This window comes from Salinigranum rubrum (assembly GCF_002906575.1).
Classification (GTDB): Archaea; Halobacteriota; Halobacteria; order Halobacteriales; family Haloferacaceae; genus Salinigranum; species Salinigranum rubrum.
In genome coordinates this window covers 2,364,889-2,388,072 of the sequence record NZ_CP026309.1, presented here as the reverse complement: position 1 = coordinate 2,388,072, position 23,184 = coordinate 2,364,889, and the positions used below count along the sequence as shown (strand labels likewise).

Genomic DNA, 23,184 nt, shown 5'->3' with positions numbered 1-23,184 from the left:
GTCACACCTCCCAGCCCCGTTCGAGCGCGATGAAGACCGCGGCCGCAGTGAGGTCGGCGGTCGTCCCCGGGTTGATGTCCCGCTCGACGTACTTCTCGGCGAGGGCGGCGGCGGCGTCGAGGTCCGTCCCCACGTCGGTCGCGCTCTCCTGTACCTCGCGGGCGACCCGTTCGCCGTGCTGGGTTCGAACGAGGCTGTCGGGTTCCTCGGCCAGTAGCCGGAGGAACGCCCGGGCGACCCGTTCGGTCGCGGGGCCGTCGTCGTCGAGGATTCCCTCGCTGGCGGCGAACGAGCGCGGGAACCCCTCGACCCACTCGCGGGCGTTCGCGTCTATGGGTGAGGAGCGATCCATGACGTCCCAGAGCGTCAGCCCTCGCTCGCGCACCGTCGGCGTGGCGTCGGCGGCGAGGCCGACGTCGGGGAGGTCGATATCGGAGGGGAGGGCGCCGACGGCGACGTCGACGTACTCGAACGCGCGGTAGAACCCACAGGCGTCTTCCACCGTGGTCGCGGCACACACCCCGCGAACCGACTCGGGGGTGAGCGGTCCGTCGGCGGCCGCCCGCACGAGCGGTACGAGGTCCAACAGACAGCCGAACTGGGTGTTCCCGCCCCGCTGGTGGCGCATGCCCTCGACGCTCTCTTCGAACGCGGCGCCGAGTTCGCCACCGGCCTCGGCGGTGCGGAGTCCCGAACCGGCACCGACCGCCCCCGCGAGGAAGTGCTCGAACCGGAGGTCCTCGTACTCGCGGTGGCGGTCGACGTTCCCCGGTTTCGGGGTTCCGGACGCTTCGAGGAGAAGCGCTAGCAGGGCGTTGTCCGCCGGGGTTCGCATACTCGTCCGTAGTCGAGCGAGTGGTAAAGACGCTGCGCGTCGGCGTCGGACAGTGTGCAGGAAAACAGAGGACCACCCGAGGGGGAGGTGAGGGGGGAGAACTCGGGGCCTCTACTCGATTGAAATAGCCGGACGCACTTCAACTCGTTCACACGTTTCGCCCGTTTCTTTCAGTTGTCGAAGCCGTTCGCGATGGGGGGTCAGAACCGCTCGGCTCTGCTCGCGGCGACCCACGCGTTCGTCGGCGTGCCGTCGGGGACGCGCGTGGTGCGGCCCTGGAGCGCGTCGACGCGGCCGGCGAACGTCCACTTCCTGTCCTGCCACGTCTCCTCCGTGTCGGATGCGGCGGCCGCCGCTGCGACCTCCTGGTCGCGCAGGTGTGCCGAGAGGACGGCCGCGATGGCCGCCGCCTCGTCCTCGCTCGCGTCGTCGGGAATCGAGAGCTCCATGTCAGATGGGGAGGTTGCCGTGTTTCTTGTCGGGCTGGTCGCCGCGTTTCGTCTTCAGCATCTTCAGGTCCTCGACGAGTCTGGCTCTGGTTTCGGCGGGCTCGATGACGTCGTCGACGAAGCCGCGGTCCGCCGCCGTGTAGGGGTTGGCGAACTCCTCGCGGTACTCGTCGATGAGTTCCTGTCTGCGCGCGTCGGGGTCGTCGGCGGCTTCGAGTTCGCTGCTGTAGAGGATGTTCACCGCTCCCTGGGGCCCCATGACCGCGATTTCGGAGGTGGGCCACGCGTAGTTGACGTCGCCGCCGATGTGTTTCGAGGCCATGACGCAGTACGCCCCGCCGTAGGCCTTGCGGGTGATGACCGTCAGCAGCGGGACCGTCGCCTCGGAGTAAGCGTACAGCAGTTTCGCCCCGTGGCGGATGATGCCGCGGTGCTCCTGGTCGGTGCCGGGCATGTACCCCGGAACGTCGACGAAAGTGAGGATGGGGATGTTGAACGCGTCGCAGAAGCGGATGAAGCGCGAGCCCTTCATCGAGGCGTCGACGGTGAGGGTGCCGGCGTTCGAGCGGGGCTGGTTCGCGACGACGCCCACCGAGTGACCGTCGAGGCGGCCGAAGCCGACGACGATGTTGCGCGCCCAGCCGTCGTGGACCTCGAAGAACGAGCCCTCGTCGACGACGCTGTCGACGACGTCGGTCATGTCGTAGGGTTTCTGCGGCTTGTCCGGGACGACGTCCGTGAGTTCGGTCGTCTCACGAGCGGGGTCGTCCCACGGCTCCACCCGCGGTGGGTCCTCGACGTTGTTCTGGGGGACGTACGAGAGTAGCCGCCGAATGTTGTCGAGCGCCTCCTCCTCGCTGTTGAACGCCTTGTGAGCGACCCCCGTCTTCTGGGCGTGGGTCTTCGCGCCGCCCAACTCCTCGAAGCTCACCTCCTCGCCCGTGACCGTCTTGATGACGTCCGGGCCGGTGATGAACATGTGGGAGGTGTCCTGCACCATGAAGATGAAGTCGGTGATGGCGGGCGAGTACACCGCGCCGCCGGCACACGGCCCCATGATGGACGAAATCTGTGGGACCACGCCGGACGCCTGCTGGTTGCGGTGGAAGATGTCCGCGAAACCGGCCAGCGACTTCACGCCCTCTTGAATCCTCGCCCCGGCGGAGTCGTTCAGGCCGACGATGGGTGCGCCGACCTCCATCGCCTTGTCCATCACCTTGCAGATCTTCTGAGCCATCACCTCACCGAGGGAACCGCCGAAGACGGTGAAGTCGTGGGCGAAGACGAACACCGTCCGGCCGTCGACCTCGCCGTAGCCCGTGACGACGCCGTCGCCGGGAAGCTTCTTCTCTTCCATCCCGAACTTCGACGTTCTGTGGGTCCGGAACTTGTCGAACTCGTTGAACGTGTCGTCGTCGAGGAAGTAGTCGATCCGCTCGCGGGCGGTCATCTTCCCCTTGTCGTGCTGCTTGTCGATGCGGTCTTGCCCGCCGCCCAACAGCGCACGCTCGCGCTTCTCGCGGAGTTCGTCGATCCGGTCCTCCATCGTCATGTCGGACCACCCAGTATCATTGGCGGAACGTGTACGACCCGGTGCAAAAGGATTCCGGGATATCGAGGCGCGGGGGTGTGGTCGCTTTCAGAGACGACGTATCGATGCGTCGGGTGCTCGAAGCGCTCGGGGCTGGCGACGGGCGTCGTGGCTGGGCGCGGAGCGTGTAGTTCGTGTGGGGCTAGGGGTGGTCGGGAGATGAGAGCCGTATGCGACCCTCGCGCAGTCGCTCACTCGTCCGAAGCGTTCTCACCGACCAGTTCGTCGAGGCGGTCGAGATACTCCTCCCGCGGGACCTGATACAGGTCCCGGTAGTCGACGCCGCCTCGAACGAATCGGGCGGCGAGGTCAGTCGCCCCGGCGACGGCCTCGGCGCGGGAGTCGTACCGCTCGGCGGGGGCCTCCACTTCGGGCTCTAAGAAGAGCGACACGTGCCAGGTGTCGGTGGGGACCTGTGACGCCCCGGGACGTCGCTTCCGCGACCCGTTCGTGACGTAGATGGTCGGCATGCAGGGGGCGGGGAAGTCCTTCGTGTTGAACACGTCCGGGCGGTACGCGAGGACGCTCCGTCCCTCGTGTTCGTCGGCCCACACCTGCCACCCCGCCGGCAGGTCGTCGTAGCTCATGGGCGAGTGGAGGGCTTCCCGCCTGAAGAGCGCGACGGTCCGGTTCAGTCCCCTCGGGTCGGCGCCGTGCATCGAAAACATGGCGCTCATATCACATTTTAGGGGAAGGTTTATCTGCGTCGGAATCTCACCACTCAAGTAGCCTCGGATATCGGCCCGAGTCGCCGCCCCCGTGCACTGTCAGCTGGCTACGTCGTTCTCGCAGAAACCGCCGAAGACCTGTGTCGCCGCGCGGAACGGGTGGTATGAACACGCATGCCACGAACAGACCCCCCACTCCCACTGACGGTCGCATTCGACGTTTGTCGCGCACAGTCCGTCCCCGTTCTCGGCGCACCCGGTCCAGAAACTCCGACACCGAACAATGAGCAGTGAACTCGAGACACTAGAAGACCTGAGCAAGCATTATCAAGACTCCGTGCCCGCGGACCTCCGCGAGGCGAAGAGCTTCGACTGGTACCTCTCGGAGGTGTACGACGACCCGAAGGTCGCCCGCAACGCCCACCAGCGCGTCGCGGACATGTTCGACCACTACGGGACCACCTACGACGAGGACGCCGGCATCGTGGAGTACCTCATGGCCTCCGAAGACCCGCTGCACGACGGCGAGAACGTCTTCTACGGACGAGAGGTCCACGAGTCCATCCACGAGTTCGTCAACAAGGTGAAGTCGGGCGCTCGCGGACTCGGTCCCGAGAAACGCATCAAACTCCTCTTGGGGCCGGTCGGCTCCGGGAAGTCCCACTTCGACTGGATGGTCCGGCGGTACTTCGAGGACTACACGATGCGCGACGACGGCCGGATGTACACCTTCCGGTGGACCAACCTGGGCGACGTCATCCGCGACCAGGACCCCGCCGACGACACGGTCACCTCGCCGATGCACCAAGACCCCATCGTCCTGCTCCCCCAGGAGCAGCGCGACATCGTCCTCGAACGCCTGAACGGGTCGCTCGACGCGCCGTACACCGTCCGCAACGAGCAGTCGCTCGACCCCGCCAGCGAGTTCTACATGGACAAGCTACTGGCGCACTACGACGACGATCTCCAGTCGGTGATGGAGAACCACATCGAGATTGTTCGACTGGTGGCGTCGGAGAACAAACGCCAGTGCATCGAGACGTTCGAGCCGAAGGACAAGAAGAACCAAGACGAGACCGAACTCACTGGAGACGTCAACTACTCGAAGCTCGCCGTCTACGGCGAGAGCGACCCGAGAGCGTTCGACTACTCCGGCGCGTTCTGCAACGCGAACAGAGGGCTGTTCTCCGGCGAGGAACTGCTCAAACTCCAGCGGGAGTTCCTCTACGACTTCCTGCACGCGTCGCAGGAGCAGACGATCAAGCCGAAGAACAACCCGCGAATCGACATCGACCAGGTCATCGTCGGCCGGACGAACATGCCCGAGTACCGGGACAAGAAGGGCGACGAGAAGATGGAGGCCTTCAACGACCGCACGAAGCGCATCGACTTCCCCTACGTGCTGGAGTACGAGCAGGAGGCCGAAATCTACCGCAAGATGCTCCGGAACGCCGATGTGCCCGACATGCACATCGAGCCACACGCGATGGAGATGGCGGGGCTGTTCGGCGTCCTCACCAGGATAACGGAACCCGACGGTGGCAACGTGACCCTGGTCCAGAAGGCGAAAGCATACAACGGAGAAGTCGACGACGGCGACGACCTCGACGTGAAGAAACTGCGGGAAGAAGGCGAGGCGAAGGCCGACATCGCCGAGGGAATGGACGGCGTCTCGGCGCGGTTCATCGGCGACGAAATCGCCGAGGCCATCATGGACTCCACCCACCGGGGTCGAGACTACCTCTCTCCGCTCACCGTCTTCAACCACTTCGAGCGCAACCTCGAATCGCACGGCTCCATCTTGGAGGAGAACATCGAGCGGTACCACCGCTACCTCGAGATGGTGCGCGAGGAGTACAAAGAGCGCGCCATCGAGGACGTCCGCCACGCGCTCGCGTACGACCTCGACGAGATTCAGCGGCAGGGCGAGAAGTACATGGACCACGTCATGGCGTACATCGACGACGCGACCGTCGAGGACGAACTCACGGGCAGGGAGCAGGAACCCGACGAGAAGTTCCTCCGCTCCGTCGAGGAGAAACTCTCCATCCCCGAGGACAGAAAGGACGACTTCCGACAGGAGGTCTCCAACTGGGTCTCGCGGCGCGCCCGGGAAGGCACCTCGTTCAACCCCCAGGACAACGACCGCCTCCGCCGCGCCTTAGAGCGAAAGCTCTGGGAGGACAAGAAGCACAACATCAACTTCTCGGCGCTGGTGAGCGCGAACGAACTGGACGACGACGAGCGCAACGCGTGGATCGACGCCTTGGTCGACCAGGGGTACTCCCGGGAGGGCGCACGGGAAGTCCTCGAGTTCGCCGGGGCCGAGGTGGCCAAGAGCGAACTCGAGAAGGAGTGATCTGAAGCGAATGCGCCAGAACACGCCGGCCGAGCGGCCCGACTTCATCCGTGCCGCCGACGAGGAACTCCGGGGGACGTACGAGGAGCCGATGAGCCTCGAAACGTACCTCGACCGCGCGTTCGAGCGTCCCTCCATCGCCTCGCACGCCTCGAAGTACCTCTTGGAGGCGATCGAATCGATGGGCACGCGCACCGTGGTCGAGGAGGGCGAAGAGCGCGAGCGCTACCGGTTCTTCGACGACCCCGCGAACGACGGCGAGCACGCCGTCCTCGGGAACACGGAGATCCTGAACGACTTCGTCGACGACCTCCGAACCATCGCCGCCGACAGGGGCAAAGCGGAGAAACTCATCTGGTTCGACGGCCCCACGGCCACGGGAAAATCCGAACTGAAGCGGTGTCTCGTCAACGGCCTCCGCGAGTACTCGAAGACCGACGCCGGTCGCCGGTACACGGTCGAGTGGAACATCGCGAACGTCTCCGACACGCGGGGGCTGTCGTACGGTGACGAACTCGACCACGAGGAGGACTGGTACGAGTCGCCGGTGCAGTCACACCCGCTCACCGTCTTCCCGCTGGAGGTGCGCCGTGACGTGGTCGGGGCGCTCAACGACGCCTCGGGCGACCACATCCCCCTCTCGGTCGACGAGGACCTCGACCCGTTCTGTCGGGAGGCGTACCACCACCTCGAAGAGCAGTACCGCCGCGCGGGCAAGCAGAACCTCTTCAGCGAGGTCACGGACGACAGACACCTGCGGGTGAAGAACTACGTCGTCGACGTGGGACGGGGAATCGGCATCCTCCACTCCGAGGACGACGGCTCGCCGAAAGAACGGCTCGTCGGCTCGTGGATGCCCGGGATGTTGCGCGAACTCGACTCACGGGGGAGAAAGAACCCGCAGGCGTTCTCGTACGACGGGGTGCTCTCGCAGGGCAACAGCCTGTTGACCATCGTCGAGGACGCCACCCAGCACGCCGACCTGCTCCAGAAGCTGCTGAACGTCCCCGACGAGGGGCACGTCAAACTGGACAAGGGAATCGGGATGGACATCGATACGCAGTTGGTGATCATCTCGAACCCCGACCTCGACGCCGAACTCGACAAGTACGCCGACCGTAACGGACGGGACCCGTTGAAGGCGCTCAAACGCAGGCTGAACAAACACGAGTTCCGCTACCTGACGAACTACTCGCTGGAGGCGGAACTCATCCGCCGCGAGTTGACGAACGAGACGTCGGTGTGGGACAGCGAGTCCGACGCGGAGGTCGACGACCGCATTCGCGCGGGTCTCGTCATCGAGGTGCGCGACAGCGCCGGCGAACTCACCGACCGCGAACTCGCCCCGCACGCGGTCGAGGCGGCGGCGATGTACTCCGTCGTCTCCCGGCTGGACGGCGAGGACCTCTCGGCGGGGTTGAGCCTCGTCGACAAGGCGCTCCTGTACGACCAGGGCTACCTCCAGCAGGGCGACGAGCGGGTCGACGCCGACGAGTTCGACTTCGTCGGGACGGGCGACGGCACCCACGGCATCCCGGTCACGTTCACGCGCGACGTCATCGCCGACCTGCTCCACGAGGACACGGGGAGACGACACGAGTCGCTCCCAGTCGAACGCGTCATCACGTCGATGGACGTCCTCGACGCGATGGCGAGCGAACTCGCCGACGCGCCCGTCTTCTCGCGCGCGGAGGTCACGGAGTACGAGTCGCGGCTGGCCATCGTCAAGGACCACGTCTACGAGCGCCAGGAGACGGACGTGCTGGACGCGCTTCTCGCCGAGAAGGGCGTCGAGGCCGAGACGGTCGAGGAGTACATCGAGCACGTGTACGCGTGGGCCAGCGACGACCAACTGGAGACCGAACACGGCCCGGTCGACCCCGACCCGCTCCTGATGCGACTGTTCGAGACCGAACACCTCGGCCGCTTCCGCGAGGACGACTACGCGGGGAACGAACCGAACGAGGACGTGGTGGAGTTCCGACGCGAGCGCGTCATCAGCGCCTTGAACCGCTACGCGTGGGAGAACCGCGACGAGGACTTCTCCATCACGGACGTGGACTTCTCCGACATCCCCGTGATCCGCGCTGTGCTCGACACGCACGACTGGGAGGACGTCCAGCGACTGTTCCCCGACCTCGACCCGAGCCAGTGGGCCGACCCGCCGGCGAACACCGACACGGAGGAGATCAAAGCCCGGACCATCGAACACATGACTGAGAACGGATACACGCCGGCCTCGGCCGAACTGGTGAGCCGCGACGTGATGCGGGAGGTGAGCTACCAATGGGACTGAGAGACGACGTCGAACGCTTTCGAGAAGTCGGCGAGGAGCGCCGCGAGGACCTCAAGGAGTTCATCACCTACGGCGACCTGGGGGGAAGCGGCCCCAACAGTATAAAAATCCCAATCAAGGTCGTCGACCTTCCGTCGTTCGAGTACGACCAACTCGACAAGGGCGGCGTCGGTCAGGGGCAGGGCGGCACGCCCGACGTGGGTCAGCCGGTCGGCCAGCCACAGCCCCAGCCCGGTGACGGCGACGAGGAGGGCGACCCCGGCGAGGAGGGCGCAGAGCACGAGTACTACGAGATGGACCCCGAGGAGTTCGCCGAGGAACTCGACGAGGAACTCGGCCTCGAACTCGAACCCAAGGGGAAGCAGGTCATCGAGGAGATCGAGGGCGACTTCACGGACATCACGCGCTCGGGCCCCAACTCGACGCTGGACTTCGAGAAGCTGTTCAAGGAGGGACTCAAGCGGAAGCTCTCGATGGACTTCGACGAGGAGTTCGTCCGCGAGGCGTGCAAAGTCGCCGGGAAAGACGCCCGCGACGTCTTCCGGTGGTGCCGCGAACAGCACATCCTCGTCAGCCTCCCGTGGGTCGAGGAGGCCTTCGGTGAGATTCCGGAGGACGAACGCGGGACGTGGGCGTCGTTCGAGGAGATGGAAGCGAACGTCGAGCGGACCACCGCGATTCAGCGCATCCGCCGCGACGGGCTCAAAGAGGTGCCTTTCCGACGAGAAGACGAGCGCTACCGCCACCCCGAGATCATCGAGAAGAAGGAGAAGAACGTCGTCGTGGTGAACATCCGCGACGTCTCGGGGTCGATGCGCGAGAAGAAACGCGAACTGGTCGAGCGCACCTTCACGCCGCTCGATTGGTACCTGACCGGAAAGTACGACAACGCGGAGTTCGTCTACATCGCCCACGACGCGGAGGCGTGGCGGGTCGAGCGCGACGAGTTCTTCGGCATCCGCTCGGGCGGCGGGACCAAGATTTCGAGCGCGTACGAACTCGCGAAGGCGGTCTTAGAGGAGGAGTACCCCTGGAACGAGTGGAACCGCTACGTGTTCGCGGCGGGTGACTCGGAGAACTCGTCGAACGACACCACCGAGAACGTCATCCCACTGATGGAGGAGATACCCGCGAACCTCCACGCGTACGTCGAGACCCAGCCGGGAGGGACGGCCATCAACGCGACCCACGCCGAGGAGGTCGACCGCGCGCTCGGCGACACGGGCAACGTCGTCGTCACCTACGTCTCCTCGCCGGCCGACGTCGTCGACGCCATCTACGAGATACTCAGCACGGAGGACGGTCAATGAGCAACTCAGACAGAGTCGACAAGCAGCGAGAGGCCCAGGAACTCGAAGAACCGGTCCGCGAGGCCGGCAACCTCGCCCGGAAGCTCGGCTTGGAGCCCTATCCGGTGAACTACTGGATCGTCGACTACGACGAGATGAACGAGCTCATCGCCTACGGCGGGTTCCAGCGTCGCTACCCCCACTGGCGGTGGGGATGACGTACGACCGCCAGCGCAAGCAGGGGCAGTTCGGGATGGGCAAGGCGTTCGAAATCGTCAACAACGACAACCCCTCCCACGCCTTCCTCCAGCTGTCGAACACGCTCACGGACCAGAAGGCGGTCATCACCCACGTCGAGGCGCACGCGGACTTCTTCGCCAACAACGAGTGGTTCGGCCTCTTCCTCGGCGAGGGGGACGACCCCAACGCGGCGGCGATGCTCGAACGGCACGCCGACGCCATCGCGGCGTACATGAACGACCCCGAAATCGACCGCGAGGAGGTGGAGACGTTCATCGACGCCGTCCTCACCCTGGAGGACACCATCGACCAGCACCGCGCGTTCGAGGAGGCGGGCGAGGGTCGCACCCGGACGCAGCCCGAAGACCTCCGCAAGCGCCTCGATACGATGAACATCTCCGAGGAGGTGCGGCGACAGGTGTTCGACGACGAGTGGCTCGACACGCTCGCCGAAGCGGAAGAGCGCGCCGCGAAGCTCACCGAGCCCCGGAAGGACGTCGCGGCGTACCTCCGCGAACACGGCATGCAGTACGACGCGGAGGAGGGCCGCGCGGTGGAGATGGAGCCGTGGCAGAAGGACGTCCTCGACATGCTCCGGACGGAGTCGTACTACTTCGCCGCCCAGAAGATGACGAAGGTGATGAACGAGGGGTGGGCCGCCTACTGGGAGTCGCTGATGATGGGCGACGAACGGTTCGCCGGCACGGACGAGTTCGTCACCTACGCCGACCACCAGTCTCGGGTCCTCGGCTCGCCCGGGCTGAACCCCTACAAGCTCGGCAAGGAGCTGTGGGAGTACGTCGAGAACACCACCAACCGCCGAGAGGTGGCGGACAAACTCCTGCGCGTCAGGGGCATCACCTGGCGTAACTTCCGCGACGTCGTCGACTTCGACGAGGTTCAGGAACTGCTCCGACCGCACCCCGCCATCGACGCCGTCACGGCCGAGAACCTCGACGCGCTGAAAGAACTCGCCGACGCCGACGACCCGCGCGTCGACAGCGAGGCGGTGGAGAAGGCGCTCGCTGGCGAGATAGACGTCGAGAAGTACCCGTGGAAGGTCCTGACGTACGAGGGAATCGTCGAGCGACACTTCTCGCTCGTCAAACCACAGAACCGCGGGTTCTGCTCGCGGGTCCGCCGGTCGGACCTCGAACAGCTCTCGCGATACATGTTCGACGACGAGAAGTACGACACGGTCGCGGAGGCGCTCGACGACGTCGACCACGGCGCCGGCTGGGCGCGGATGCGCGAGGTGCGCGAGAGCCACAACGACGTGACGTTCCTCGACGAGTTCCTCACCCAGGAGTTCGTCACGGACAACCACTACTTCACGTACGAGTACACCCAGACGAGCGGCGACTTCCGCGTCACCTCGACCGAGTACGAGGACGTCAAGAAGAAGCTCCTCCTGCAGTTCACCAACTTCGGAAAGCCGACTATCGCCGTCTACGACGGCAACTTCGACAACCGGGGTGAACTCCTCTTGGGCCACCAGTACAACGGCATCATGCTCGACGTCCCGCAGGCGAAGTCGGTGCTCGAACGGGTGTATCACCTGTGGGGCCGTCCGGTCAATCTGATGACCATCGTCAAGGAGTACGACGACCACGACGTCGAAGTCGCGCGCCGGCGCAACCGCGAGCCGACGCCGGTCGAGGTGGGCAAGCGCATCCGGTACGACGGTGACGGCTTCCAGACGTACGACCTCGACCCCGAACTCGAAGAGCGCATCCAGGCGACCGACGTCGACTACGACACCAAACCCGAGGAGTGGCTCGCCTGACCGGCTTCGGACGCCACTGAGGAGTCCGGCCGGACTCGACGCGTCGTCTCGTCCGGCTTTCTATCCTGGCTTTATCGCACTCGTCCACCGGTTTCGTCGATTCCCTGTTCTCATGTTTGAGAAGATTCTAGCAGTAGAACGTGGCGGACAATATCGAGTTAGAGAATTACCGACCTAGTTTCATATATCGTCGTCCGTCAGAACCAGTTGGATGAATCCGGGTCCCGCCCAGACGCACCGTGAGTCCTCGCTCGCGGAGACAGAGATACACGACGTCCTTCGGAACGACCGGCGTCGGCTGGTTCTCGAGCGACTCGCCGAGACGGAGGAACGCCAGTCCGTGAGCGATCTCGCGGAGTACATCGCGGGTGTGGAGTCCGGCGAGCAACCGCCACCGCGCAACGTCCGACAGAGCGTCTACGTCTCCCTCCACCAGACGCACCTCCCGAAACTCGACGACCTCGGTATCGTCACGTACGACGCGAACGCGAAGACGGTCGAACGGGCCGAAAACGCCGACGACGTCGCCGTCTACATGGAGGTCGTCCCGAAGAACGCGCTCTCGTGGGCCTCGTACTACTTCACGGTGAGCCTCCTCGGCGTGCTGACGCTCTTCGCACACCGCGTCGGCGTTCCCGTTCTCTCGGAAGCCGACCCCGTGCTGCTCGGCGGGTCCCTCTTTGCGATCATCTGCGTCTCCGCGGCGTACCACCACCTCACCCAGCGCGACGCCGCCAACTGGCTTCGCGACTAACGCGGCGAGCAGGTTCAAGTCACCCCCTTCCCTAGCCCGGCCATGACGACTGCTCTCGTCTGGTTCCGGCGGGACCTCCGGCTTCACGACAACGAGGCGCTCTCGACCGCGGCGGCCGACTCCCTCCTCCCGGTGTACGTCTTCGACCCGCGCGACTACGGCGAGCGCCCCTACGGCGGCCGCGACTCGTTCCGATTCGAGAAGACGGGCGCTCACCGCGTGCGCTTCCGCTGTGAGTCGCTCGCGGACCTGCGCGGGTCGCTCCGCGAGCACGACTCGGACCTCGTCGTCCGCGAAGGCCTCCCCGAAGACGTACTCCCCGCTCTCGCGCGGGCGGTCGACGCCGACCTCGTCTCGATGCACACGTGGCCGACTCCGGAGGAGAGCGGGGCCGAGTCGGCGGTCACGGCTCGACTCCGCGAGGACGGCGTCGAGGTTCGTCGACGGTGGGGCCACACCCTCTACCACATCAACGACCTCCCGACCCCTTACACCGACATCCCGGACACGTACACCTCCTTTCGGAAGGCGGTCGAGCGCGAGGCGAGCGTCCGCGCGCAGGTCGAGACGCCGTCGCTGCCGCCGCTGCCCGAGTCGTTCGAGGGAGTCGAGCCGGGGGCCGTCCCGACACCCGCGGACCTCCTCGGCGACGCCGCGTCCCCGACCGACCCGGACGAGCGCGGCGTCCTCCCGTTCGACGGGGGCGAGTCGGCGGCGCTCGACCGGGTCGACTCCTACATCTGGGACGAAGACAGGTTGCGCGAGTACAAGGAGACGCGGAACGGGATGCTCGGGGAGGGTTACTCCTCGAAGCTCTCGCCGTGGCTCAACGAGGGCTGTCTCTCCCCGCGGTACGTCCACGACGAGGTGCGCCGGTACGAGTCGGAGAGAGTCGAGAACGATTCGACGTACTGGCTCCTCTTCGAGCTTCTGTGGCGGGATTTTTTTCAGTTTCAGGCGGCCAAACACGGCGGAACGATGTTCTCTCGGCCGGGCATACGCGAGCGTCACGACATCGACTGGCGGGAGGATAGTGCGGCGTTCGAGCGGTGGGCGCGGGGCGAGACGGGCGTTCCGTTCGTCGACGCGAACATGCGCGAACTGAACCGGACGGGATTCATGTCCAACCGGGGCAGACAGAACGTGGCCTCCTTTCTCGCGAACAACCTCCGCCTCGACTGGCGGCGGGGGGCGGCGTACTTCGAGACGCGACTCGTCGACTACGACCCCTGCTCGAACTACGGCAACTGGGCGTACATCGCGGGCGTCGGCAACGACTCGCGGGACAGATACTTCAACGTCGTCAAACAGGCCCGCAAGTACGACTCGGCCGCCGAGTACGTCACCCACTGGCTCCCCGCACTCGACCCGCTCCCCCCGAGTACGCCCACGAGCCGTGGACGCTGAGCGACGAGGAACAGGCGGAGTACGGCGTCGAACTGGGCGTCGACTACCCCGAGCCGATGGTCGACCTCGAACGGCCCTACGAGAAACTCCGCTGACCGGTCACAGCCACGGGTTCGCCGACTCCGTCTCCCCGCGTTCGAGCCGAGCGAGTCCTAATCCCAGGAGGGAGACGAGCGTGAACGCGAGCATCGAGAGCCGCGGAATCGTGAGGACGCCGCCGAGCATCGGGTACAACACCGCCGAACAGCCGCCGCCGATACTACACGACCCGGCCGCGGCCGGCGTCACCTGCAGGTAGACGTGGTACGCGGCGACCGCGAGGCCGCCGAGCGAGAGCGGGAGGACCGTTCTCCAGACGCCGACCCGTCGTTCGAGCGCCGCGACGCCGCCGACGACGACGAGCGGGTACATCAGGATTCGCTGGTACCAGCAGAGTTCACACGGGACGAGGCCGAGGCCGAGACTGAAGTAGAGGCTTCCGGCGGTCGCGACGCTCGCGACGAGCGTGAGCGCCGCGAGGAGCGTTCCGGGGAGTGAACGAGCGTCAGTCACGTCGACGGGTCGGTTTCTGGGTCCCAATCGAATCCACCGCGAGGACCAAGACTGGCGGGCCGTGTGCGTTCAGCGGCCATCGTGACTGTTCCCCCCGTCGGACGCGAGGTAGCTGTGGACCCCCGCGACCACGGCGAGGACGACGGAGACGACCCCGGCGATGGCGAGGTGGGGCACGGCCGCCGGCAGCAGGTCGACCGCGGCCAGGAGCGTCGCGACGGTCCCGACCGCGGCGATGGCGAGGTAGACCGAGTGCCACGGCGGTGCGGTCGACCCGTCGGTGTCGGCCGCGAGATACTCGTCGAGCACCGACGCCCGCGCGGTGAGCCTGACCGTCCCGCGGTCCCGGTCGTAGTCGACCACGCCCGCGTCGGCGAGCGCCGGGAGGTGCGTCTGGTGCAGCGAGGTGTACACGCGCTTTCGCTGTTTGTACGTCACCGCCTCTGGCGGGACGTCGTTCTCCCACGCCGCGAGTTGCTGGGAGAGTTCGCGGATGTCCGATCCCTCGTTCTCGTTCTCGTGGAGGTGTCTGAGGACGTGACGCCGTCGCTCGTTGCTCAACACCGAGAAGACGGTGTCCTGTGTCAGCTCGGTGGGCGTCGACTCGTCGTCGAATCGGCTGTGGGTGGCCATCCTGTGAGGCTCCTCCGGAGTACGTTCTGCCTAGGGGGCCGGCCGTATATACAACTATCTCACACTCTCACGAGCGGCGTCCGACGTCGTTCGCACGGGTGATAGCCGGACTCCGACCGGCGGCCACGGCCCTCGTTCACTCGGCAACGTCGCGGTAGCCGACCGCCATCCACGCGGTGATGGCGACGAGCCCCGCGACGACGACGAACGTCCAGAACGCCGTCCACGCGCCGGCGGCGAGGCTCTCGAACCGGAGCGCGACGACCGCTCCCGCGAGGCCCGCGGCGACGAACGGGACGAGAAAGGGGAGGTCCGTCCACCGCCCGCCGGCGTTGTAGTACTCGACGGCGTACCCCCAGACGTTGCCGACGGTGAACTGGAAGACGACGAGTCCGAACAGTCCGGAGAGGAGCGCGAGCGAGGCGGTTCGTGTGGTAAGGGCTCCGTTTCGCGCGAGCGACAGACCCGCGCCGAGGAGGAAGACGGCGAGCATCACGCCGTGCCACGGGCGGAGGCGGTCGTGGAGGACCATGGTCGACGCTCGGGGGACGTGACAAGAGGGTGACGACGAGGGACGAATGGGGATTTGAACGAGTTACTGCGGAGCAGCGCGTTTTCATGAGTTATCGATTGTCACGTCGAGAGGGTGGTTCCGTGTCGTACGTCCAACCCACGTCATGTTTCCACGACACGAGGTATCAATCATCATGTATATTTAATACTATCACGACTGATGTGTCTCAAAATGCGATTGAGAGTAGTCGTATTTGGACTCCTATACCTGACAATCGGTGGAATCGTAGCTCTCACGCGTATTTTTTCGTTCTCCACAGAAGTGACCGCTATTCTCGCTGTACTGGCGACAGCTAGCATTCCCTTCGCAAACCGGATTGAGAATATGTACGACGCGCGAAAGCGACAGAATCAGCGAGAAGATCTCATCCGAAATCTTGCATCACGATTTCGCGGGCGAATGAACGAGTTTGGACTGACACCTGCGGATAACGATGAGTTAGTTTCAGCGGTTCTTGAATCTAACACAGAACCGACCAAGGAAGCAATCTATCAGATAGGTGTATCACTGAGTTTTGATACTCTTCCGCAATCTCGTGAGAATATTATTGTCATCCTTCTATTATGTCGTGAAATATTCATTTCTGGAAAGGCCGTTGAGCAAGCCGAAATGAAGACACAAATAGATGATCTGATGACTAATTTTAATCTTGGAGAAATTGACGATGCGACGACCGAGTTCCTCGGTGCATTTGACGCGGCTCGGAACACAATTGAGGGAGTTGATGGAGAGCCACAGGAATTATTTGGACAAGAACCAGATGAGCCACGCGATCTGGCTCTAGAATTCGCTATCAAATTCGGGACGACACAACAGCTTGCTCTTGTTTTATTCAGTGACCGGGAGCGTTCAAGCGAACTCCGACGTACTCTTGGTCGGCTCGTTGCTCGTGGAAAGTTACATACCAAGACGATTAACCGTGAAACAGCTCAAGAAATTCAAAGAGAGATGGAGCGCATCGGAAATGAAGCTACCAAATTCTTGCTCTTCAGTCAGAAGATGCACTACAATGAGGAGGTAACACAGGCAATTGAGCGGTTCCCGCACACAAGAATAGGAAACAAGTACCCAGATAGAGGGTTCCCAGAGGAAGTCAAATACATGCGAATGTACGTGGTGTACCCTGACCACGACTACAGAACCGCCGAACGGTTTCTTGAGGAGGCAATCCAGCCCTCAATCCCTTCCGACCATGCTCGGGATGGCTTCATCGCTGTGATGCCTCTGGAGTTGGCTGATATGACCATTTATCCAGAAATCGAAGATGTGGACAGTTACCTCTCTGGTACGTATGAGGCCTTGAGCTTCCTCAAAACTGGGACTTCGGAAGATCTTTCAGAGGTGATCTCGGATCGGGTTATCAGTGAAATTGGAGTCTCTGAGCTTCTTTCTACGCTCCCGTTTAACGTGATTGAACCAAATATGAACGAACGAGAGAAAGAACTAGTCATCGATAACTATGATGAAATTAAAGATCGATTCAATATCGACGAATTATTTGATTGGGCTGATGTTGATCCAGAGCAACTTGGTAAGGTCCTTACCGAAATGGACTCCGGCGAGAATGGGGCACGATGGCGAGAATTGAGTGAGAGCATTGTAGAGAAAACTCAGGAATACTCGAAAGCAACCTATGGATAGCCGAGTCTATCTGACTCAGATTTCTCCCAATCTAAGTAGACACGCAGAGCGGTCGCTCGACGATAATTCGACGGAGAATACTCGGTATGGGATTTGAACCGGACCCGGACGTGCTCGCTGACGCTGCGCGCGACCGGCAGGGTTCAAATCCCCGACGCTGCGCGTGGTTCTTTCTCACTTCGTTCGTTCAGAAACATGCTCGGTAGGGGATTTGAACCCCTGTCCTCGGCTCGAAAGGCCAAGATGATTGGCCGGACTACACCAACCGAGCGGCACTCGATTGTGACCACGGGACCGATTTAAGGATTCCGTCTTCGGGTCGTCTCGGGTGCGAGAACTCCCCTCACGGGGACTCCTGTCACTCGCCGGTGAACTCCGGGTCGCGGTCGGAGTCGAACGCCGCGATTCCCTCGCTGGCGTCGTCGGTCCCGAAGACGTGGCCGAACGCCTGCGCTTCGAGTTCGAGCCCCGCGTCGGTGTCGTCGCGGCCGCGGAGCATCACGCGCTTCGTGTACGCCTGCGCGATGGGCGGCCCGGCCGCGAGGTCACGGGCGAGTTCGAGCGCCCGCTCGTCGAGCGAGTCGTTGGCGACCACCCTGTTGACGAAGCCGTAGTCGGCCATCGTCTCGGCGTCGTACCGCTCGGCGGTGAGGATAATCTCCTTCGCGCGACCCTCGCCGACGATGTGGCGGAGGCGCTGGGTGCCGCCCCAGCCGGGCATGATGCCGAGGTTGTGCTCGGGGAGGCCGAACGTCGAGCGCCGGGTGGCGATTCGGAGGTCCGCACAGGCCGCCAGTTCCAGCCCGCCGCCGAGGCAGAACCCGTCGACGGCCGCGACGACCGGGAGCGGCGAGGACTCGAACCGGCCGAACACCCGCTGGCCTTCCCGGGAGACGTCGACCACGGATCGAGAATCCAACTCGGCGGCGACCCGCTGGAAGTCCGCCCCGGCCGAGAACGCCCGGTCGCCCGCACCGGTCAGCAGGACCGTCCGCGTCTCGTCGTCCTCCTCGCACGCGGTGAGGGCGTCGTCGAGGTCGGTCAACAGGTCGACGTCGATACTGTTCAGCCGGTGCGGGCGGTCGATGACGAGGTGGGTCACGCCCCCGTCTCGGTCGACACTGAGCGTGTCGTACCCGACGTCGTCCGCCGCTTCGGCCTTCTCTTCGAGCAATCCTTCCTCGCTCGCGGCGAGGTCACGCAAGTGTTCGACGACCTCGTACCGCGCGGCGCCCGTCTTCGCGTGGCGCTCGTCGAGGCACGCGACGAGGGTATCCAGACCCACGTCGTCGGCCATCTTCGCCGGGCCGTCGGGGAAACCCGCGCCGAGTTGCAGCGCGCGGTCGACCGCCTCGGCGTCGGCGACGTCGTTCGAGACGAGACCGGCAACCTCGTTGGCCATCACCGCCAGGAGGCGTTCGCGGACCTCCTCTCGCACCTCGTCCGTCGGAATCTCGGCTCCTCTCGACTCGTAGTCGTAGAACCCGGCACCCGACTTCGTCCCGAGGTCACCGGCGGCGACTTTCTCTGCGAGGAGGGGACACGGCTCGTAGGCGTCGCCGAGTTGGTCGTGCATGTACTCGAGGACGTGCAGGGCGACGTCGATGCCGACCTGGTCGGCGAGTTCGAAGCTGCCCATCGGGAGTCCGAGGCCGTACTTGGTCGTGGAGTCGACTTCGGCGACGGTGGCCTCGCCGTCGTGGACGGCCCAGGCGGCCTCGTTCAACAGCGGGACGAGCACGCGGTTGACGACGAAGCCCGGGCTGTCCTTGTGGACCCGGACGGGCGTCTTCCCGAGGCGTTCGGCGAGCGCCTCGACGGTCGAGAGCGTCTCCTCCGTCGAGTCGGCCCCGGAAATGACCTCGACCAGTCGCATCCGGACGGGCGGGTTGAAGAAGTGCATCCCGCAGAACCGCTCGGGCCGGTCGGTCTCTCGACCGAGTTCGGTGATAGAGAGCGAGGAGGTGTTCGTCACGAACAACGCCCGGTCGGGGGCGTGTGCTTCGACCTCGGCGTAGACGTCCTTCTTCACCTCCATGCGCTCGGGGACGACTTCGACCACCACGTCGGCGTCGCCGACGGCGGCCGCGAGGTCGACGACCGGCGTGACGCGGTCGAGCGCGGCGTCGGCCTCGTCGTCGGAGATACGGTCCTTCTCGGCGAGTTTCCCGAGGCTCCACTCGATCCGGTCGTAGCCCGCCCGGACGAGGTCGTCGTCGATGTCGCGCAGGAAGACCTCGAAGCCCGCGAGCGCCGCGACCTCGGCGATGCCGTGACCCATGTTCCCCGCGCCGAGGACGGCGATGGTCGAGATGTCGTCGACGGAGCGAACCGCGTCGGTGGCGGTGTCAGGGTCGGCGTCCGTCTCCGCGGTCGTGTCGCTGTCGGCGTCGTCCATACGCGCTCGTCGGTAGGTCGTCGGTTGAAGCTTTCCCCGAGGCGAGTGCGACGGACGAGCCGATTGTCGGGGAGGAAGTCGGGTCGACGGCGGTGAGACCACGAACGCTGTCGTGCGGTGCACGGACGCGGTGAAGCGCGGTCGTGTTTACTACTCACGCAGTCGTGTTTACTACTCACCGCCACTGCATCGCACGGACGGCCGGACCCGACTGGACCGGCCGTCGGTGGACGGCCGGCGAAACCACTATCGCCGCGCGGACGTAGAGGAAAGCGTGACACAGACGGACAGTGACCCCCACGACCACCTCCGCGCCACCGACGAGGTGTTCGCGGCCCTCATCGACGAACACGGCGAACTCGACATCGACCCCGCGCCGGACCTCTTCGAGCGACTCGTCACTTCCATCCTCCGCCAGCAGGTGTCGATGGCGTCGGCCGCGGCGACCCGCGAGCGACTCTTCGACGCCGTCGAGATGACCCCCGAAGGCGTGCTCGCCGCGGACGAGACCACACTCAAGGAAGCGGGGCTCTCCCGGCAGAAGACCCGGTACGTGAAGAACGTCGCCGAGGCGTTCCTGGCGAACGACTACTCCCACGAGACGTTCGCCGGAATGGACGACGAGACGGTAATCGACGAACTCACGTCCATCACCGGCGTCGGGACGTGGACCGCCGAGATGCAGCTGATGTTCGCCCTCGGTCGGCAGGACGTCTTCCCCGTCGGCGACCTGGGTATCCGGAAGGGGATGCGGACGCTGTACGGCGACCTCTCCCGCGAGGAGATGGTGGAGCAGGCCGAGGCGTGGCGACCGTACCGGAGCTACGCGAGCCTCTACCTCTGGCGGGTGAAAGAGGACATCGCCGAGTCGGTGGCCGAAGTCGTCGAGGAGTAGTCGGGGTCGTCAGTCGTCCTCGTCGTCCGACATCACCCGAGCGCCGCACGCCGCACACCGGTACACCTTCCGCCAGCCCCCGCCGGTCTCGCGACGCTCGCGGATGTCGCGCGACCCACAGTGAGGGCATCGAGTCGGCCGTTCGTCGGGTGAGTCAGCCACGTCACTCCAGCCCGAACTCCTCTTCCTCCTCTTCGAGGTTGCGGTCCTCGCTGTCGGAGCGCCGACGGACGTCGACGCGGTAGTGTTCGAGGATGTCCCGCCCGAGGAGCACGGGGTAGTCCATGTGCGAGCGGTCCTCGACGCTCGCGGTGACGGTGTGCTGTCGCCCGCCGATGCCGATGACGAGGTCGACGACCGGGCGTGCTTTCCCACCCTTGACCGACCCGCTCTTCACGCGCGTCATGCTCTTGATGGGGCCGGCTCCGATTTCGGCGGCGAGCGACGTGTCGATGCTGGTCCGGGTCGCGCCCGTGTCGGACTTCGCGAGCGTCTGCGTGGAACCGCTGGTGCCCGAGACGACGACGTCCTCGATGTAGCCGATGATCGGGGTGTCCTCGGCCTTGGTCGCGGCGGAGCGCGGCTTGCACGAGGGCGTCGAGTCGTCGAGCGTCGACGAGAGCTCCTCCACGCGCTCGTCGTCGACCTCGCCGCCGGCGGTTTCGATGGCGAGCTTTGCGATGTAGGGGCCGGCGCTCTTCCCCGTCGCCTCGTGGAGGCCTTTGAACCCCGCCGTCGGGTTCACTTCGAGGACGAACCAGCCGTCCTCGCCCTCGACGAGGTCGACGCCGACGTAGTCGAGCCCCATGACGTCCGCGGCGTACAGCGCCGTCTCGCGCGCCTCGGTCGGCATCTCGTCGGTGGCGTCCTCGACCGCGCCGCCGAGCGCGACGTTCGTCCGCCAGTCGCCGTCGGGGGCGTAGCGGTACATCGCGCCGATGACGTTCCCGTCGACGATGTAGACGCGGAGGTCGCGGTGCCGGGACTCGTCGCGGTCGATGAGGTCCTGTAAGAACGCCTGTCGGTTCCCGACTTTCGGATTGACCGCGTCGGTGAGGTCGACCTTCCACGTTCCCCCGCCGTGCGTGCCGATGGCGGTCTTGTAGACGCCGACGTCGCCGAAGCGCTGGCGGCCCTGGTTGAGTCGCTCGTTCGAGAGCGCCAAGAGGGCGTCGGGCACCTGGATGTTCCAGTTCGCCAGCGTCGCCGCCGTGGCGAACTTGTGGATGGCGGTCAGGACGGCGTCGGGTTCGTTCAGCATCGGGCGGATGCGGTTGAACGTCGTCGCCAGCCCCAGCAGTTCCGCGGGCTCTTCGGTGTTCGAGAGCAGCAGGCGGTTGGCGATGATGTCGATGTCGGGTTCGACGGTCACCTCGCTCCCCTCGATGTTGACGGCGGTGTTCTCGCGGCGGAGCCACACCGGCGTGTGGCCCAGGTCCTCGACGGCGTTGAGAATCGCCTTCGTCTCCTTGCTGTTGTGGAGGCTGAGAACACCGACACGTACGTCGTCCTGTTCAGGCATGGCACTGGATTTCGGAGCGGGCGAAAAAGGGTTGACGGTTGGCCTCTCGCCTGCGTCAGTCTCACAGACACGAGCGGGATTCACACGGGCGACGGGGACCGACAGACCGTCACGAGGACCCCGATATCCGGTGGCTCACGATTTAAATACACGGGGGAACAGTACCGAACAATGACCACTGACGGGGCCTTCACGTACAACGGCGGGCGGGTCGACCCCGGGGAGACCCAGAACATCCGCTACGGGATCTCCGAGACGTATCTCGGCGACCCCGTCCGCATCCCGGTCACCATCATCAACGGCGAGCGGGAGGGACCGACGGTGTTTCTCACCGCCGCCGCCCACGGGGACGAACTCAACGGTATCGAGGTCGTCCGCGAGGTGGCCTTCGAGTGGGACCTCTCCGACCTGGCGGGGACGCTCGTCTGCATGCCCGTGCTGAACGTCCCCGCGTTCCTCGCACAGGAGCGGTACCTCCCCATCTACGACCGCGACCTGAACCGCTCGTTCCCCGGGCACGAGGACTCAACCTCGGCGAAGCGGATGGCGTACCGCATCTTCCAGAACTTCATCGAGCCGTGTGACCTCGGGCTGGATTTCCACACCTCGACGAGAGGGAGGACGAACATGCTCCACGTGCGCGCGGACATGAAGAACAAGCGCGTCGCCCGCCTCGCCCGGGCGTTCGGCTCGAACGTCATCATCGACGGCGAGGGGCCCGAGGGCACGCTCAGGGGCGAGGCGACCGACGCGGGCGTTCCCACCATCACCATCGAGATGGGCGAGGCGCACCGGTTCCAGCGGCGACTCATCGACGACGCGCTGGCGGGCGTCGAGTCGGTGTTCGCCGAGTACAGCCTCCGCGACGCGAGCCTCGTCCGGTGGCCCGGTTGGCGGACAGTCATCACGGACAACCAGGAGAAGACGTGGATTCGCGCCGACGTCGGCGGCATCGTCGACATGCACTACGAGGTGGGGTCGCTCGTCCACATCGGCGACCGCATCTGCACCATCACCAACCCGTTCAAGGACGACAACACCACCGTGAAAGCGCCCTTCACGGGCGTACTCGTCGGCGTCCTGGAGAACCCGGTGGTGTACCCGGGGAACCCGCTCTGTCACCTGGTGGAACTGGACGAGAAGACGCTGGGCGTCGTCGAACAGCAGCAGTCGCCCGCCCGACACACGCACGTGTGAGCCGTCGGTGCAGTCGTTCGATACGCTACGTGCACACGGTGAACGATAAACGGTCACGCGTCGAACAGCACGGAAGCCCCGCGGTCGCTAGGGCGCTG

17 protein-coding genes, 1 tRNA gene and 2 pseudogenes are annotated in these 23,184 nt (G+C 64.9%); 9 read left to right on the top strand and 11 right to left on the bottom strand.

Going from position 1 to position 23,184, the window contains the following annotated elements; translation table 11 throughout:
• Position 1: 1 nt before the first annotated feature.
• The 4 genes from C2R22_RS11740 to C2R22_RS11725 form a co-directional block, all read right to left on the bottom strand.
• Positions 2–835 (bottom strand): triphosphoribosyl-dephospho-CoA synthase, encoded by an 834-nt coding sequence (locus C2R22_RS11740; RefSeq protein ID WP_103425918.1) that lies wholly within the window; start codon positions 833–835, stop codon positions 2–4.
• A 200-nt stretch (positions 836–1,035) separates the two neighbouring features.
• Complete coding sequence (locus C2R22_RS11735) at positions 1,036–1,284, bottom strand: acc operon protein (RefSeq protein ID WP_103425917.1); 249 nt, start codon at positions 1,282–1,284, stop codon at positions 1,036–1,038.
• Between the two features lies 1 nt (position 1,285).
• Positions 1,286–2,830, bottom strand: a complete 1,545-nt coding sequence (locus tag C2R22_RS11730; protein ID WP_103427656.1) for an acyl-CoA carboxylase subunit beta — start codon at positions 2,828–2,830, stop codon at positions 1,286–1,288.
• A gap of 236 nt (positions 2,831–3,066) precedes the next feature.
• The gene (locus C2R22_RS11725) at positions 3,067–3,462 is read right to left on the bottom strand and encodes a DUF5820 family protein (protein WP_103427655.1); all 396 of its coding nucleotides are present in this window, start codon (positions 3,460–3,462) and stop codon (positions 3,067–3,069) included.
• Between the two features lie 364 nt (positions 3,463–3,826).
• On the opposite strand from C2R22_RS11725, the gene C2R22_RS11720 reads away from it, so the two are divergent.
• The 6 genes and pseudogenes from C2R22_RS11720 to C2R22_RS11695 all read left to right on the top strand — a co-directional run bounded on the left by C2R22_RS11720 (position 3,827) and on the right by C2R22_RS11695 (position 13,769).
• On the top strand, positions 3,827–5,902 hold the full coding sequence (locus tag C2R22_RS11720; RefSeq protein ID WP_103425916.1) for a PrkA family serine protein kinase: 2,076 nt from the start codon (positions 3,827–3,829) through the stop codon (positions 5,900–5,902).
• A 10-nt stretch (positions 5,903–5,912) separates the two neighbouring features.
• Positions 5,913–8,198: a PrkA family serine protein kinase gene (locus C2R22_RS11715; RefSeq protein WP_103425915.1), complete on the top strand. Its 2,286-nt coding sequence runs from the start codon at positions 5,913–5,915 to the stop codon at positions 8,196–8,198.
• On the top strand, positions 8,189–9,508 hold the full coding sequence (locus C2R22_RS11710) for a YeaH/YhbH family protein (RefSeq protein WP_103425914.1): 1,320 nt from the start codon (positions 8,189–8,191) through the stop codon (positions 9,506–9,508). The genes C2R22_RS11715 and C2R22_RS11710 overlap by 10 nt, the downstream gene beginning before the upstream one ends.
• Positions 9,505–11,513: pseudogene (locus C2R22_RS11705) on the top strand (SpoVR family protein). The gene C2R22_RS11710 and the pseudogene C2R22_RS11705 overlap by 4 nt, the downstream one beginning before the upstream one ends.
• Before the next feature lie 211 nt (positions 11,514–11,724).
• Positions 11,725–12,267, top strand: coding sequence for a DUF7344 domain-containing protein (locus tag C2R22_RS11700; protein ID WP_103425913.1), 543 nt, complete (start codon positions 11,725–11,727; stop codon positions 12,265–12,267).
• Positions 12,268–12,309: 42 nt separating this feature from the next.
• Positions 12,310–13,769: pseudogene (locus C2R22_RS11695) on the top strand (DASH family cryptochrome).
• Positions 13,770–13,773: 4 nt separating this feature from the next.
• Here the strand turns inward: C2R22_RS11695 and C2R22_RS11690 are convergent.
• The 3 genes from C2R22_RS11690 to C2R22_RS11680 all read right to left on the bottom strand — a co-directional run bounded on the left by C2R22_RS11690 (position 13,774) and on the right by C2R22_RS11680 (position 15,391).
• The gene (locus C2R22_RS11690) at positions 13,774–14,226 is read right to left on the bottom strand and encodes a disulfide bond formation protein B (protein WP_103425912.1); all 453 of its coding nucleotides are present in this window, start codon (positions 14,224–14,226) and stop codon (positions 13,774–13,776) included.
• Positions 14,227–14,295: 69 nt separating this feature from the next.
• On the bottom strand, positions 14,296–14,859 hold the full coding sequence (locus C2R22_RS11685; protein ID WP_103425911.1) for a DUF7344 domain-containing protein: 564 nt from the start codon (positions 14,857–14,859) through the stop codon (positions 14,296–14,298).
• 136 nt (positions 14,860–14,995) lie between these two features.
• A complete protein-coding gene (locus C2R22_RS11680) occupies positions 14,996–15,391 on the bottom strand; it encodes a hypothetical protein (RefSeq protein ID WP_245902743.1) in 396 nt (131 codons plus the stop codon).
• Between the two features lie 441 nt (positions 15,392–15,832).
• Between C2R22_RS11680 and C2R22_RS25060 the strand changes: the two genes are divergently transcribed.
• Positions 15,833–17,074: a hypothetical protein gene (locus C2R22_RS25060; protein ID WP_162562467.1), complete on the top strand. Its 1,242-nt coding sequence runs from the start codon at positions 15,833–15,835 to the stop codon at positions 17,072–17,074.
• 196 nt (positions 17,075–17,270) lie between these two features.
• Here C2R22_RS25060 and C2R22_RS11670 read toward each other — a convergent pair.
• A tRNA-Glu gene (locus C2R22_RS11670) sits at positions 17,271–17,345 on the bottom strand.
• 87 nt (positions 17,346–17,432) lie between these two features.
• The gene (locus tag C2R22_RS11665) at positions 17,433–19,355 is read right to left on the bottom strand and encodes a 3-hydroxyacyl-CoA dehydrogenase/enoyl-CoA hydratase family protein (RefSeq protein ID WP_245903017.1); all 1,923 of its coding nucleotides are present in this window, start codon (positions 19,353–19,355) and stop codon (positions 17,433–17,435) included.
• A gap of 391 nt (positions 19,356–19,746) precedes the next feature.
• Between C2R22_RS11665 and C2R22_RS11660 the strand changes: the two genes are divergently transcribed.
• Positions 19,747–20,367 carry a DNA-3-methyladenine glycosylase family protein gene (locus tag C2R22_RS11660; RefSeq protein WP_103425908.1) on the top strand — a complete coding sequence of 207 codons (621 nt, stop codon included), beginning with the start codon at positions 19,747–19,749 and terminating at the stop codon, positions 20,365–20,367.
• Positions 20,368–20,376: 9 nt separating this feature from the next.
• Here C2R22_RS11660 and C2R22_RS25630 read toward each other — a convergent pair whose 3' ends face one another.
• Together C2R22_RS25630 and C2R22_RS11655 are read right to left on the bottom strand one after the other, a co-directional pair.
• Positions 20,377–20,529, bottom strand: coding sequence for a transposase (locus tag C2R22_RS25630; protein ID WP_173862797.1), 153 nt, complete (start codon positions 20,527–20,529; stop codon positions 20,377–20,379).
• A 1-nt stretch (position 20,530) separates the two neighbouring features.
• Positions 20,531–21,889: a putative ATP-dependent zinc protease gene (locus C2R22_RS11655; RefSeq protein ID WP_103425907.1), complete on the bottom strand. Its 1,359-nt coding sequence runs from the start codon at positions 21,887–21,889 to the stop codon at positions 20,531–20,533.
• Between the two features lie 171 nt (positions 21,890–22,060).
• Between C2R22_RS11655 and C2R22_RS11650 the strand changes: the two genes are divergently transcribed.
• Entirely contained in the window at positions 22,061–23,086 is a 1,026-nt protein-coding gene (locus tag C2R22_RS11650) for a succinylglutamate desuccinylase/aspartoacylase family protein (RefSeq protein WP_103425906.1), read from the top strand.
• Positions 23,087–23,184 lie beyond the last annotated feature (98 nt).

Excerpts from the sequence above, each read along its gene's own strand:
- C2R22_RS11740 (WP_103425918.1), bottom strand. The coding sequence starts at position 835 with ATGCGAACCCCGGCGGACAACGCCCTGCTAGCGCTTCTCCTCGAAGCG.
- C2R22_RS11735 (WP_103425917.1), bottom strand. The coding sequence starts at position 1,284 with ATGGAGCTCTCGATTCCCGACGACGCGAGCGAGGACGAGGCGGCGGCC.
- C2R22_RS11730 (WP_103427656.1), bottom strand. The coding sequence starts at position 2,830 with ATGGAGGACCGGATCGACGAACTCCGCGAGAAGCGCGAGCGTGCGCTG.
- C2R22_RS11725 (WP_103427655.1), bottom strand. The coding sequence starts at position 3,462 with ATGAGCTACGACGACCTGCCGGCGGGGTGGCAGGTGTGGGCCGACGAA.
- C2R22_RS11720 (WP_103425916.1), top strand. The coding sequence starts at position 3,827 with ATGAGCAGTGAACTCGAGACACTAGAAGACCTGAGCAAGCATTATCAA.
- C2R22_RS11715 (WP_103425915.1), top strand. The coding sequence starts at position 5,913 with ATGCGCCAGAACACGCCGGCCGAGCGGCCCGACTTCATCCGTGCCGCC.
- C2R22_RS11710 (WP_103425914.1), top strand. The coding sequence starts at position 8,189 with ATGGGACTGAGAGACGACGTCGAACGCTTTCGAGAAGTCGGCGAGGAG.
- C2R22_RS11700 (WP_103425913.1), top strand. The coding sequence starts at position 11,725 with ATGAATCCGGGTCCCGCCCAGACGCACCGTGAGTCCTCGCTCGCGGAG.
- C2R22_RS11685 (WP_103425911.1), bottom strand. The coding sequence starts at position 14,859 with ATGGCCACCCACAGCCGATTCGACGACGAGTCGACGCCCACCGAGCTG.
- C2R22_RS11680 (WP_245902743.1), bottom strand. The coding sequence starts at position 15,391 with ATGGTCCTCCACGACCGCCTCCGCCCGTGGCACGGCGTGATGCTCGCC.
- C2R22_RS25060 (WP_162562467.1), top strand. The coding sequence starts at position 15,833 with ATGAACGAGTTTGGACTGACACCTGCGGATAACGATGAGTTAGTTTCA.
- C2R22_RS11665 (WP_245903017.1), bottom strand. The coding sequence starts at position 19,355 with ATGGGTCACGGCATCGCCGAGGTCGCGGCGCTCGCGGGCTTCGAGGTC.
- C2R22_RS11655 (WP_103425907.1), bottom strand. The coding sequence starts at position 21,889 with ATGCCTGAACAGGACGACGTACGTGTCGGTGTTCTCAGCCTCCACAAC.
- C2R22_RS11650 (WP_103425906.1), top strand. The coding sequence starts at position 22,061 with ATGACCACTGACGGGGCCTTCACGTACAACGGCGGGCGGGTCGACCCC.